This window comes from Massilia sp. UYP34 (assembly GCF_056279385.1).
On sequence record NZ_JBWBRF010000004.1, the window covers coordinates 149,890 to 162,314 of the forward strand.

The 12,425-nt window shown below is 64.4% G+C and carries 9 protein-coding genes; 3 read left to right on the forward strand and 6 right to left on the reverse strand.

Annotated features, from left to right (window positions below; genetic code table 11):
- Positions 1-181 precede the first annotated feature (181 nt).
- Both ACZ9AQ_RS09505 and ACZ9AQ_RS09510 read right to left on the reverse strand, forming a co-directional pair.
- Complete coding sequence (locus ACZ9AQ_RS09505) at positions 182-1,180, reverse strand: gamma-glutamyl-gamma-aminobutyrate hydrolase family protein (RefSeq protein WP_429203515.1); 999 nt, start codon at positions 1,178-1,180, stop codon at positions 182-184.
- A gap of 79 nt (positions 1,181-1,259) precedes the next feature.
- Positions 1,260-2,102 carry a response regulator gene (locus ACZ9AQ_RS09510; protein ID WP_429203516.1) on the reverse strand — a complete coding sequence of 281 codons (843 nt, stop codon included), beginning with the start codon at positions 2,100-2,102 and terminating at the stop codon, positions 1,260-1,262.
- A 169-nt stretch (positions 2,103-2,271) separates the two neighbouring features.
- Between ACZ9AQ_RS09510 and ACZ9AQ_RS09515 the strand changes: the two genes are divergently transcribed.
- Both ACZ9AQ_RS09515 and parC read left to right on the forward strand, forming a co-directional pair.
- Positions 2,272-4,269: a DNA topoisomerase IV subunit B gene (locus ACZ9AQ_RS09515; RefSeq protein ID WP_429203517.1), complete on the forward strand. Its 1,998-nt coding sequence runs from the start codon at positions 2,272-2,274 to the stop codon at positions 4,267-4,269.
- 151 nt (positions 4,270-4,420) lie between these two features.
- Positions 4,421-6,763, forward strand: a complete 2,343-nt coding sequence (gene parC, locus ACZ9AQ_RS09520; RefSeq protein WP_429203518.1) for a DNA topoisomerase IV subunit A — start codon at positions 4,421-4,423, stop codon at positions 6,761-6,763.
- Positions 6,764-7,020: 257 nt separating this feature from the next.
- Here parC and ACZ9AQ_RS09525 read toward each other — a convergent pair whose 3' ends face one another.
- The 4 genes from ACZ9AQ_RS09525 to ACZ9AQ_RS09540 all read right to left on the reverse strand — a co-directional run bounded on the left by ACZ9AQ_RS09525 (position 7,021) and on the right by ACZ9AQ_RS09540 (position 10,845).
- Positions 7,021-7,512 carry a hypothetical protein gene (locus ACZ9AQ_RS09525; RefSeq protein ID WP_429203519.1) on the reverse strand — a complete coding sequence of 164 codons (492 nt, stop codon included), beginning with the start codon at positions 7,510-7,512 and terminating at the stop codon, positions 7,021-7,023.
- 146 nt (positions 7,513-7,658) lie between these two features.
- Positions 7,659-9,080 (reverse strand): IgA Peptidase M64, encoded by a 1,422-nt coding sequence (locus ACZ9AQ_RS09530; protein WP_429203520.1) that lies wholly within the window; start codon positions 9,078-9,080, stop codon positions 7,659-7,661.
- Positions 9,081-9,119: 39 nt separating this feature from the next.
- Complete coding sequence (locus ACZ9AQ_RS09535) at positions 9,120-10,340, reverse strand: cyanophycinase (RefSeq protein WP_429203521.1); 1,221 nt, start codon at positions 10,338-10,340, stop codon at positions 9,120-9,122.
- A 67-nt stretch (positions 10,341-10,407) separates the two neighbouring features.
- The gene (locus ACZ9AQ_RS09540) at positions 10,408-10,845 is read right to left on the reverse strand and encodes a GNAT family N-acetyltransferase (protein ID WP_429203522.1); all 438 of its coding nucleotides are present in this window, start codon (positions 10,843-10,845) and stop codon (positions 10,408-10,410) included.
- A 173-nt stretch (positions 10,846-11,018) separates the two neighbouring features.
- Here ACZ9AQ_RS09540 and argH point away from each other — a divergent pair, with 173 nt between their 5' ends.
- Positions 11,019-12,416: an argininosuccinate lyase gene (gene argH / locus ACZ9AQ_RS09545; protein WP_429203523.1), complete on the forward strand. Its 1,398-nt coding sequence runs from the start codon at positions 11,019-11,021 to the stop codon at positions 12,414-12,416.
- The last annotated feature ends 9 nt before the right edge of the window (positions 12,417-12,425 follow it).

The following is a 12,425-nucleotide window of genomic DNA, read 5'->3' on the forward strand; positions in this document are numbered from 1 at the left end:
CGAATGCCGTTAAGTTAAGCCGCTGAGCTAACCGTCAACTACGTCGTCCCCGCGCAGGCGGGGACCCAAGTTCTGCAAACGTTGTCGAAACGCTTGCAAGATTGGGCCCCCACCTTCGTGGGGACGACGTTTTTACGCTAACTCAAGAAGACTTTCGCCTTAACTTGACGTCATTAGGACGTTACAGGCGGGTTTCACGCGCCGCGCGCAGGAATTCATCGAGCACCGGCGTGCAGTCGAGCAGGTCGACGCCGCCGGCGCGGTGGAATTCGGGGTGCCACTGCAAGCCCATGACGAAATTGGCGCGCTGGTAGCGGATCGCCTCGATGATGCCGTCCGGCTCGGACATGGCTTCGACGCGGATGTCGCGCCCGAGATCCTTGACCGCCTGGTGGTGGATCGAATTGACCATCGCCCGCTCGACCTTGGGGAACATGCGGCCCAGCGACGAGCCCTTCGGGAACACGATGGCGTGGCGGTGCGCGTCGTACATGTCGTGCACGTGGGCCAGGGCCTCTGGCATGTCGGTGGCGACGTCCTGGTGCAGGGTGCCGCCGAAGGCGACGTTGATCAGCTGGCAGCCGCGGCAGACGCCCAGCACTGGCTTGCCGGCGTCGACGAATTCGTGCAGCAGTTCGAGTTCGTAGACGTCGCGCGCGCGGTCGCCGCTCCATTCGGGACGGGTGGGCGTTTCGGAATAGGTTTGCGGCGCCACGTCGGCCCCGCCCTGCAGCACCAGGCCGTCGAGATGGCGCGCATAGTGGCGCAGGGTAATATTACTGGGGTGTAGCAGGCCGTTGGTATTCACGGTGGGGATCATAAACACCAGCACGTCGCGCGACATCACCCACTGCGCGATCGATTCCTCGAGGTACTGCAGGTTCTTGCTGAGCAGGCCCTTGGCGCCGGCTTCCGGATGGAAAATGCGGGCCGAGACGCCGATGTGCAGCGTGCGCTGCATGAAGTCGCGGTTGAAGCGCTCGCGCAGCGAGCGAAAACGCGAGGTAATGACACGGCCGGCCAGGGCGACGGCATTGTCGCCATCGCGCAGGTAGCGGGCGGGACCGCGCGACTGGGCGCCGCTGGCGCGGCGTTCGGGCACCCGCACGCGGGTCTCGCGGCGCTCGTCCACGTCCGCCGCCGGATCGTCGTTGCGCTTGATTTGATCGTCTTCAGCCATGGTTATTAATATAACTTCGCCACTGTCGCGCACAATAAAAAGTTGTTACAAAACGTCGCGTTCCGCCGACACCGGCAAGCTATACCGGAAGGTCGAGCAGCTTCTGGAAGGTCAGCATCCAGTGGCGGCCGGCGACCGGCGTCGTGAGCAGGCCGCGCGCCCCGGCGTGGCGCGCACGCACGCTGTCGTAGTGAAAGGAATGCTCGACCAGGAACACCACTGGCGTGCGCTGCGCCCCGTCCTGCGACTTGATCGAACTGCACACCCTATACGGTTCGATGCCGACCGCCGCCGTGTTGATCAGCACCAGCGCCACCTTCGTTTCGTCGCACAGGCGCACCGCCGCGCACAGGCTGTCGGTCCATTCCACCGGCACCCGGCGCGGGTCGAGCACGCGCGCCACCTGGTTACGCAGCCCGCATTCCTTGTCGATGATCAGGACCGCCCCATCTACCGGCCCACGACGCAGGCGCGTGTAGAATGCCGGCGTTTCGCAGTCTGGCGCCAGGCGCGGACGGCGGCGCCGCTCGGCCAGCACGCGCCGGGTGGTGCGGCAACTCTGCTGCACCAGCACCTGGACCCGGGTCTCGAGCAGGTCGGCCAGGGCTTCATGCAGTTGCAGGGGGTCGACCGGCCGAGTCAGGGTGCGCCAGGGTCCGGCGCCGGGGTTGCCGGGGTCGTCGCCGATCACGAGCGCCGGCTGCAACGATGCGGGCGGCAGGCAGCCGAGCCGGGTCAGCGCGGTCGGGCTGTCGCCGTTGGCGATATACAGGTCCGGCTCTTGCAAACTGTCGTCATGCAGGCAAGAATACGGCGGCCCCGCGCCCGGCGCCCGCGCCAGCAGGGCGCTCATCCGCACGCATTCGCCAGGCGTGAACCCGAGCAGGCGTACGGACAACGGATAGCTGGACGGGTGCATCATTAATGCCCCTCTTTGGCATTGCCGTGGTTATCCAGCTTAATCTAGCACAAACGTGCGAAGCGAAAAGCACGTCACGGCGAAAACTACTGTATATTTAAACAGTAAAAAAGCCAAACCTTTTCCTACCGACAAGTTAGAATGCCGAAGCATTCGACAAACAACCTCCAAGATGGCCTCCAAGAAACCCGCTCCAGACTACAGCGAATCATCCATCCGCGTCCTCAAGGGACTCGAACCTGTGAAACAGCGTCCGGGCATGTACACCCGGACGGAGAATCCGCTCCACATCATCCAGGAAGTGATCGACAACGCTTCCGACGAAGCGCTGGGCGGTCACTGCAAGAACATCGGCGTGACCCTGAACCCGGACGGTTCGATCACGGTCGAGGACGACGGCCGCGGCATCCCGGTGGGCATCCACCCGGAAGAAGGCGTGTCCACGGTCGAGATCGTGTTCACCCGCCTGCACGCCGGCGGCAAGTTCGACAAGGGCTCGGGCGGCGCCTATGCCTTCTCGGGCGGCCTGCACGGGGTCGGCGTCTCGGTCACCAATGCGCTGTCGAAGCGCCTCGAGATCGAGGTGTGGCGCCGTGACGACCAGGGCAACGGCCAGCACCGCCTGGTATTCGCCGACGGCGATGTGATCGAGCCGCTCACGTCCGGCCCCGCCGAACGAGGCGGCAAGAAGAACGGCACCCGCGTCACCGCGTGGCCGGACGGCAAGTATTTCGATTCCCCGAACATTCCGCTCGGCGATCTGCAGCGCCTGCTGCGCTCGAAGGCGGTGTTGCTGCCGGGCGTGACCGTCACGCTCACCAACGGCAAGACCGGTGACGTCCAGACCTGGCGCTACGACGAAGGCCTGCGCGGCTACCTGAACGAAGCGCTGGCCCAGAGCTCGAGCGGCGAAACCCTGATCCCGCTATTCGAAGGCGCGCAATTTGCCGCCGCAGGCGACGACAGCTTCGCCGAAGGCGAAGGCGCCGACTGGGTGGTGGCCTGGACCGAGGAAGGCGGCGTGGTGCGCGAGTCGTACGTCAACCTGATTCCGACCGTGAGCGGCGGCACCCACGAAGCGGGCCTGCGCGACGGCCTGTTCGGCGCGGTGAAGAACTTCGTCGAGCTGCACGGCCTGCTGCCGAAAGGCGTCAAGCTGCTGCCCGAAGACGTGTTCGCGCGCGTCTCGTTCGTGCTGTCGGCCAAGGTGCTGGACCCGCAATTCCAGGGACAGACCAAGGAACGCCTGAATTCGCGCGACGCGCTCAAGCTGGTGTCGACCTTCACCAAGCCGCCGCTCGAGCTGTGGCTGAACCAGCACGTCGAATACGGCAAGAAGCTGGCCGAACTCGTCATCAAGCAGGCCCAGTCGCGCCTGCGTTCACTGCAAAAGGTCGAGAAAAAGAAATCGTCCGGCGTGGCGGTATTGCCGGGCAAGCTGACCGATTGCGAATCGACCGACATCACGCGCAACGAGCTGTTCCTGGTCGAGGGCGACTCGGCCGGCGGTTCGGCCAAGATGGGCCGCGACAAGGAGTTCCAGGCCATCCTGCCGCTGCGCGGCAAGGTGCTCAACTCCTGGGAAACCGACCGCGACCGCCTGTTCGCCAACAACGAGATCCACGATATCTCGGTGGCGATCGGCGTCGATCCGCATGGACCGAACGATGCGCCCGACCTTTCCAGCCTGCGCTACGGGAAGATCTGCATCCTGTCCGATGCGGACGTCGACGGCTCGCACATCCAGGTGCTGCTGTTGACGCTGTTCTTCAAGCACTTCCCGGCCCTGTTCCACAACGGAAACATCTGCATCGCGCGTCCGCCTTTGTACCGTGTCGACGTGCCGGCGCGCGGCAAGAAGCCGATCCAGAAGCTGTACGCGCTGGACGACGGCGAGCTGCTGGCGATCGAGGACAAGCTCAAGAAAGAGGGCCTGAAGGAAGGCGTGTGGAGCATCTCGCGCTTCAAGGGCCTGGGCGAGATGAACGCCGAGCAGCTGTGGGAAACCACGATGAACCCGGACACGCGCCGCCTGCTGCCGGTGTCGTTCGGCCAGTACGACATGGCCGAGTCGGCATCGCGCTTCAATATGCTGATGGGCAAAGGCGAAGCCGCCGCACGCCGCGCCTGGATCGAGGAACACGGGAACGAGACGGAGGCGGATATCTGATGAGGATGTAGCCTGCTAGATGACTTGGGTCCCCGCCTGCGCGGGGACGACGTGCCTGGGCCACTGGCCAGAAGACCGTCGTTCCCGCGCAGGCGGGAACCCAAGTGTGGCACCGCAGCCTCCAACGCCCGCCAGAACACGAATAATCACCATGACGAATCAACCTAGCCTTTTTGAGCAACAACACGAGCCCTCGGACGTCGAGACGCTCACCCTGTCCACCTTCGCCGAGCGCGCCTACCTCGACTACGCCGTCTCGGTGGTCAAGGGCCGCGCGTTGCCGGACGTGTCGGACGGCCAGAAGCCGGTCCAGCGCCGCATCCTGTACGCGATGAACGAACTGGGACTGGGCCCGACCGCCAAGCCGCGCAAGTCGGCTGCCGTCGTCGGCGACGTGCTGGGCAAACTGCACCCGCACGGCGACCAGTCGGTGTACGACGCGCTGGTGCGCATGGCGCAGGACTTTTCGCTGCGCTACCCGCTGATCGACGGCCAGGGCAACTTCGGCTCGCGCGACGGCGACGGCGCCGCGGCGATGCGGTATACCGAAGCCCGCCTGACGCCGATCTCGCGCCTGTTGATGGACGAGATCGACATGGGCACGGTCGACTACCAGCCGAACTACGACGGCTCGACCCTTGAGCCGCGCACGCTGCCGGCGCGCCTGCCGATGGTGCTGCTCAACGGCGCCTCGGGCATCGCGGTGGGCCTGGCCACCGAGATCCCGTCGCACAATCTGCGCGAAGTCGCGGCGGCGGCGGTAGCGATGATCCGCAACCCCAAGATCACCCACGCCGAGCTGATGACCCACATTCCCGGCCCGGACTTCCCGGGCGGCGGCCAGATCATCACCCCGGCATCATTGATCGCCGACATGTACGCGGTCGGTCGCGGCTCGATGAAGGTGCGCGCGCGCTGGAAGATCGAAGAGCTGGCGCGCGGCCAGTGGCAGGCGGTGGTCCATGAACTGCCGCCGGGCTGCTCGTCGCAACGCGTGCTGGAAGAAATCGAAGAACTGACCAATCCAAAGGTCAAGCCCGGCAAGAAAGCGCTGCTGCCGGAACAGCTGGCCCTAAAGAACACGATCCTGGGCGCGCTCGACGCGGTGCGCGACGAATCGGGCCGCGAGGCCCCGGTGCGCCTGGTGTTCGAGCCGAAGTCGAAGAACGTCGACCAGGGCGAGTTCATGCTGATGCTGCTGGCGCATACCTCGCTCGAGAGTTCGGCGCCGATCAACCTGGTGATGATCGGTGGCGACGGCCGTCCGCGCCAGAAGGGCTTGACGGCGATCCTGCAGGAATGGGTCGACTATCGGTTCACTACCGTCCGCCGCCGCACCGAATTCAAGCTGGGCAAGGTCAACGACCGCATCCACATCCTGGAAGGCCGCGAGACGGTCCTGCTGAACATCGACAAGGTGATCGCCATCATCCGCAATTCGGATGAGCCGAAGGCGGCGCTGATCGAGGAATTCAACTTGAGCGAACGCCAGGCCGAGGACATCCTCGAGATCCGCCTGCGCCAGCTGGCGCGCCTGGAAGCGATCAAGATCCAGCAAGAGCTGGCCGAACTGCGCAGCGACAAGGAGAAGCTCGAGGACATCCTCGAGAACCCGTCGTCGATGAAGCGCCTGATCATCCGCGAGATCGAAGCGGACACCAAGCAGTACGGCGACGAGCGCCGCACGATCATCGAGGAAGCGCAGCGCGCGGTGGCCGAGCAGAAGGTCATCGACGAGCCGGTGACCGTGATCGTGTCGGAAAAAGGCTGGGTGCGCGCGCGTACCGGCATCGGACACGATCCGGCGCAGTTCACCTTCAAGGCCGGCGACTCGCTGTACAAAGCCTTCGAGTGCCGCACGGTGGATCATCTGCTGGGCATCGGCGACAACGGCAAGGTGTATTCGGTGCCGGTCAATGCGCTGCCCGGGTCGCGCGGCGACGGCGTGCCGATCACCACGCTGGTCGATCTGTCGGGCGGCGTGCAAGGTAAGCCTGTACGTCTGCTGCATTACTTCGCGGGCAATCCGGAGACGCGCCTGCTGATCTCGACCTCGGATGCCTTTGGTTTCATCACCAAGGCCGGCGACATGGTCAGCCGCCTGAAGGGCGGCAAGTCGTTCATTACCCTGAACGACGGCGCGGCGCCATTGCCGCCGCGGGTCGTGACCGACACCGCCGGCGCGATTGCCTGCCTGTCGGAAAAGGGCCGCGTGCTGGTGTTCGGCATCGACGAGATGAAGGTGCTGACCAATGGCGGGCGCGGCGTGATCCTGATGGAGCTGGAGCCGAAGGAGAAGATGCTGGCGGCGCAACCGATCACGCAGAAGGGTGTGAATGTGGTCGGCACCTGGGCTGGTGACAAGGCGCGGACCGTCGAGCTGTTCGCGTCGGGACTCGAGCCGCACTTTGGCAAGCGGGCGCGCAAGGGCAAGGCGTTGTCGGCGAGGTTGAAAGCGCAGGATTTGGCGATGAGGGCGACCGACGCGTCGTAATCCCGAACGTTCCCGACGTTCAGACAAAAAATGCCGGCGCGAGCCATAATGAGGTTAAGTGAAGGCGAAAGTCTTCTTGAGTTAGCGTAAAAACGTCGTCCCCACGAAGGTGGGGACCCAATCTTGCAAGCGTTTCGACGACGTTTGCACAACTTGGGTCCCCGCCTGCGCGGGGACGACGTATTTGGCGGCTAGCTCAGCAGTTTAACTTAACCGCATTATGGCTCGCGCCGGCATTATCGTGTCAACCTCGGGGCTTAGTTGCGGGCGGCAGCCTTGTGCACGTCGGCTTGCGCTTCAGCACGCACCTGCTCGGTCTTGGCCGCAGCGGTGGCCTTGTCGGCTGCCGCATCGACTTGTGCCTTCAGCACTTTTTCGTCGGCCTTGATCATTTTCTTTTCGGCTTTCAGGTTGGCGTCGGCCACCTTCTCTTCGGCCTTGGCCATCGCCTTGGCGCGGTCTTCCGGATCGGCCTTGGCCACGTTCGCAGCCGCGTCGGTGTGCGACTCGACCAGGTTGGCGTGGGCCTTCGACTTGGTCTCGGCGGCCTTGGCCATGGTCTTGTTCACTTTTTCGTCCGCTTTGATGGCGGTCTTGATTTCTTTCTGTTCTGCCTTGATCACGTCTTTTTCGGCATTGGCTTCCGCCTTGACAATGCGGCTGTCTGCGGCGACGGTTGCCGACGTGGTTTGAGCGTGAGCAGCGGTAGCCATCAGGCCGGCGATGAGGGTAGCGATCAGTTTGTTCATGATGTATTTCCTTTCTGGTGGGTCGCTGCACGGGTCGGGTTGCCTGTGCAGTCGTTGTTGTTGTTCAGTGATTCCAGAATAGGCCGATCGCTTTGCCGGGTCTGTTAGTCAGCCCACAGTCAAATTGTCAGAGTTGTAAGCAAAGATTACCGCTGCAACGGGCCCGCATACAGATCGATGATGTCTGTGACACCGTCCTGGCACACCGGGCAGAACGAGTCGCTACGGTCGAACATCAGGCATTGCATGGCCGGACGGTAGTAACCGCTGGCTTCATAGTTCGCGCCTTCGAAGGCGCCGATTGCATGGCGGTGCGGCTGCTGCGCGAACAATGCATTGGTGCGCTTCAGGTCTTCATGGAACAAGGCGCTCATCTCGGATTCCGGACGATTCCCTGCGCGCAGCGCGGCGCGCTTCTTCTGGAAGACGCGCGCCGCTTCCTCGTATTCGGCCTTGGGCCACGGCGTCGGCAGCGGCGTGCCGTCCTTCACGTGGCGCTTCCATTTGAGCTTGGCGGGGTCGCGCAGCGCCGTGACGTTCGGCTCCCACGGTTCCATGCGGCCGCTGGCCGGCTGGTATGCCACGGGCGACGTGTAGTACTCGTCGGCCAGGCCCGCGAAATGGTGCCCGAATTCGTGCACGAACAGGTAATCGGCCCAGTCGTTGCCCGCCGCCGCGGTGCTGAACTGGCCGAAGATGCCGCCTCCGCCATAGGTGTCGTTGTTCACCAGGATCTCGATGAACTCATACGGCGCGTGCTGGGCGATGTCGCGCAGCGCGCGGTTGTCGAGCGTGAGCACGTAGCGTTCGCTGCCGAAGATGTCGTAACGCGTGCCCAGCGCGGACGGATGATGCACGCCGGTCGACGGCCGGCTGATGCCGGATCGCTCGGTCGGCACCGCCATCGCCCATACATTGAAATCCCCGGCGCGTTCGCGAAACGGCGACACCGAGAACAGGTGTTTCGTCAGGCGCCGCGCATCCTGTTCGAACTTCTTGATGTCCTTCCGGGTGTAGCCGTCGCCCAGGATCAACAGGTCGACCTTGTCGGGAGATGGGCCGCTGGCGTGGATCGCGACCGGTGTCGCCAGGGGCGGCGGCTGGCGCCTGACGACGTCCTGCGCAGTCGGATCGACCTCGACGCTCCAGGCCACCGAGAAATCGTTGCGCTCGTCGCGCTCGAGGATGCGCACCCGCACCGGCTGTTCAAATTGCGGGAACCGCACCGATTCCTGGAACGAACGGCTGATGCGGTTCGCCTCCCCGGTGCTGCGCCATTCGCCGAACACGGTCGAGAAGCCGCGCGAGTACAGCAAGTCGCCGGTTTTCGCATCGACGACCTCCACGCGGTTCTGGCCGCGGTTGGTGTCGTCGAGGTTGCGCGCCATGCTGCCCGGCCAAGGAAGCGGTTCGATCACCACGCGCTCGATGGCGTAACTGTCCTGTAGCGCGTTGCCGCTGTGGGTGTAGTCGAGACGAACCGTGGCAGGCTGGGCGGCCTCTACCTTCGGCAGGAACGTCGCGCCCAGCAGCAGCGCGGCAAAGGACTGGATCAGGAGACGGCGCATCGCGATTCCTCGGCAATCAGAGATCGCGCTATTCTAAGCTCATCGATACTGATACAGCGGCCTTTGCACCACGATCGGCCGGATATCGAGCCGCACGTTATACACCGAATAGGCTTCGCTGAATGCCGACTGGTAGCCGACGCTCTCATCGACGCGACTAAGCTTGAACTCGAAGCCGAGGTCGGGCCGTTCGGCGTTGGGGCTGTCCAGCGACAGGCCGATCGCGTCGACCTGGTCGCTGTCGATCAGCTTGGCCATCAGGTCGACCACCGTGCCGTTGCCGAGGATGTCGGCCGAGAACAGCGGGCCACGCCAGTACGGCTTCTTGGGGTCGACCTTGCCGTGCGCCTTTTCGGGCGCCGGCGTGAAGGTCTTGGTGGCCAGGTTGAAGCGGTCGCCATTGTCGAGGTAACTGAGGCGCCCGTTGGCGAGATTGAAGCTGCCGTCGCGGGTGGCGGCCTCGCTCAGGTCGACCAGCAGCGCGCCGCGGTAGCCGATCACCTCGACGTCGCGCTTGGCATTGACCACCATCGCCGTGTTCTCGTCGATCCCCAGGCCGATCTTGTAGCCCTTGGCCAGCATGGCCGGCAGCATGCGCGCGAAGCGTCCGCGCACCAGCAGGTGCTGGTCGATGAAGACGTCGTCGCCGATGAAGCCCAACCCGCGCGTGATCTGGCGGCCGTCGTCGACGCCATGCTGGAGGGTGGACAGGATCGAGCGCGGGTGGCCGAACATGGTGCTGCTCATGATGGCGGCGCCGGCGCTCGAGCCGGCGATCACGCCGCCGCGCCGGTACATGTCCCACAGGGCGTCGAGCACCTGCGTATTGCTGCCGTCGGACCGGCGCAGCACGCGCGTGATGCGTCCCTGGTCACCGCCCGAGAAATAGGCGCCGCCGGCCGTGCGCACCGCCTCGGCCAGCCGGGGGTCGTCGGCCGCCGCGCGCCCGTCGGCGCCATCCAGGCGCTCGGCGACCGGGACGAAGAACGCGTCGGCGCCATAGCGGTTCAAGCGCTCGACGAGATAATTGCCGGCCCGTTCGGGACTTGCCGAGGCGGAGGCGAACACGGCGATGCGGGCGCCTTTGCCACCCGCGAGCGCGACAATGCGTTCCCATACCGCATCATTGTCGGCACGCAGGGCGCCGCCGATGATGACGAGCGAGCCTTTCGGTGACTTGGGTTCCACGTCGGCGGCATGGCTGGCACTGCTCGCCAGCAATGCCAACGCGAGAATGGCATGGACGACGATCTGGAGCATAAGACTTCCTCTGATGAGCCATCAGAGTAAGCCTGATTCCAGATTCACGTCGCCATGTTGAGTCCGCTCAGGACAAATAGATGTTGGGGAAATACCGCTCCATCAATGTCTCTGGATGCAACGGCGGGGTAAACCCGAAGCGCGCGTAGAGGTCGTGCGAGTCGGTGGTGGACAGGATGAAGCGGCGCAGTTTCTGCAGGCTGGGGTGGCGCAGCACGACGCCGATCAGCTGCTTGCCATAGCCGTTGCCGCGGTACTCGGGCACGACGAACACGTCCACCAGGTTGGCAAAGGTGGCGTAGTCGGTGATCACACGCGCGAACGCGATCTGGCGGCCGTCGAGGTAACCGCCGAAGCACAGCGAATTCTCGATCGCGCGCTCGACGATTGGACGGGAAATGCCCACGGCCCAGGTCGACTGTTCACTGAGGAAGCGGTAGATCATCGGGATGTCGAGCCGGGATTGGTCGGTACTGACCTGGAAGCTGGAATCATTCGTAATCATTGGGCTTGCAATGCTGGCAAAAAAACCATTCTAGCGCCGATTGGCCTGCGTACTGCTCGCGATTGCGCTCGGCAGGGAGCTTTTTTTCGCGAGCTTTCTCCGGGTAATCTTCCTATCGGAAGACATCGGGCAACGCGGTTTATAATCGTCGGATCCCCAACCGGAATTCCACCATGACCGAACAATTCTCCAAAAAAGCCGAAGCCTGGTCGGCCCGCTTCTCCGAACCGGTATCCGATCTCGTCAAGCGCTACACCGCATCCGTGTTCTTCGACAAGCGCCTGGCGCCATACGACATCCAGGGCTCGCTGGCGCACGCCGAGATGCTGGCGGCCCAGGGCATCATCAGCGAGCACGATCGCGCCGAGATCGAGCGCGGCATGGCCCAGATCCGGTCCGAGATCGAGGCCGGCAGCTTCGAGTGGCTGCTCGACCTGGAAGACGTGCACCTGAACATCGAGAAGCGCCTGACCGAACTGGTCGGCGACGCCGGCAAGCGCCTGCACACCGGCCGCTCGCGCAACGACCAGGTCGCCACCGACATCCGCCTGTACGTGCGCGCCGCCATCGACGACATCCTGGTCCTGCTCAACGGCCTGCGCGGCGCCCTGACGGATCTCGCCGAACGCCACGCCGACACCATCATGCCGGGCTTCACCCACCTGCAGGTGGCGCAGCCGATCACCTTCGGCCACCACATGCTGGCCTACGTCGAGATGTTCGGCCGCGACGCCGAGCGCATGCAGGATGCACGCCGCCGCGTCAACCGCCTGCCGCTGGGCGCCGCCGCCCTGGCCGGCACCACCTTCCCGATCGACCGCCTGCGCGTGGCCAGGACGCTGGGCTTCGACGACGTCTGCCACAATTCGCTCGACGCCGTGTCCGACCGCGACTTCGCCATCGAATTCACCGCCGCCGCCTCGATCCTGATGATGCACGTCTCGCGCTTCTCGGAAGAGCTGGTGATGTGGATCAGCCCGCGCATCGGCTTCATCGACATCGCCGACCGCTTCTGCACCGGCTCGTCGATCATGCCGCAAAAGAAGAACCCGGACGTGCCGGAACTGGCGCGCGGCAAGACCGGCCGCGTCTATGGTCACCTGACCGGCCTCCTGACCCTGATGAAAGGCCAGCCGCTGGCCTACAACAAGGACAACCAGGAAGACAAGGAACCGCTGTTCGACACCATCGATACGGTCACCGACACGCTGCGCATCTTCACCGACATGGCCTCGGGCATCACGGTCAAGCATGAAAACATGCGCGCCGCGGCGCTGCAGGGCTATGCCACCGCGACCGACCTGGCCGACTACCTGGTCAAGAAGGGCCTGCCGTTCCGCGATGCCCACGAAGCGGTGGCGCATGCGGTGCGCGCCTGCGACCAGGCGGGCTGCGACCTGTCCGGGATGTCGCTCGAGACGCTGCAGGGCTTCTCGCCGCTGATCGAACAGGAAGTGTTCGAGGTGCTGACCCTCGAGGGTTCGGTGGCGGCGCGCGACCACGTGGGCGGCACCGCCCCGAACCAGGTGCGCGCGGCAATCGTGCGCGTGCGCCAGCAGCTGGCCGGGTAAGCTATTTGT

Bases quoted from the DNA above. Each gene is read 5' to 3' on its own strand.
- parC (WP_429203518.1), top strand. From the start codon at position 4,421: ATGACGAATCAACCTAGCCTTTTTGAGCAACAACACGAGCCCTCGGAC.
- ACZ9AQ_RS09530 (WP_429203520.1), bottom strand. From the start codon at position 9,080: ATGCGCCGTCTCCTGATCCAGTCCTTTGCCGCGCTGCTGCTGGGCGCG.
- ACZ9AQ_RS09505 (WP_429203515.1), bottom strand. From the start codon at position 1,180: ATGGCTGAAGACGATCAAATCAAGCGCAACGACGATCCGGCGGCGGAC.
- argH (WP_429203523.1), top strand. From the start codon at position 11,019: ATGACCGAACAATTCTCCAAAAAAGCCGAAGCCTGGTCGGCCCGCTTC.
- ACZ9AQ_RS09540 (WP_429203522.1), bottom strand. From the start codon at position 10,845: ATGATTACGAATGATTCCAGCTTCCAGGTCAGTACCGACCAATCCCGG.
- ACZ9AQ_RS09515 (WP_429203517.1), top strand. From the start codon at position 2,272: ATGGCCTCCAAGAAACCCGCTCCAGACTACAGCGAATCATCCATCCGC.
- ACZ9AQ_RS09510 (WP_429203516.1), bottom strand. From the start codon at position 2,102: ATGATGCACCCGTCCAGCTATCCGTTGTCCGTACGCCTGCTCGGGTTC.
- ACZ9AQ_RS09535 (WP_429203521.1), bottom strand. From the start codon at position 10,340: ATGCTCCAGATCGTCGTCCATGCCATTCTCGCGTTGGCATTGCTGGCG.
- ACZ9AQ_RS09525 (WP_429203519.1), bottom strand. From the start codon at position 7,512: ATGAACAAACTGATCGCTACCCTCATCGCCGGCCTGATGGCTACCGCT.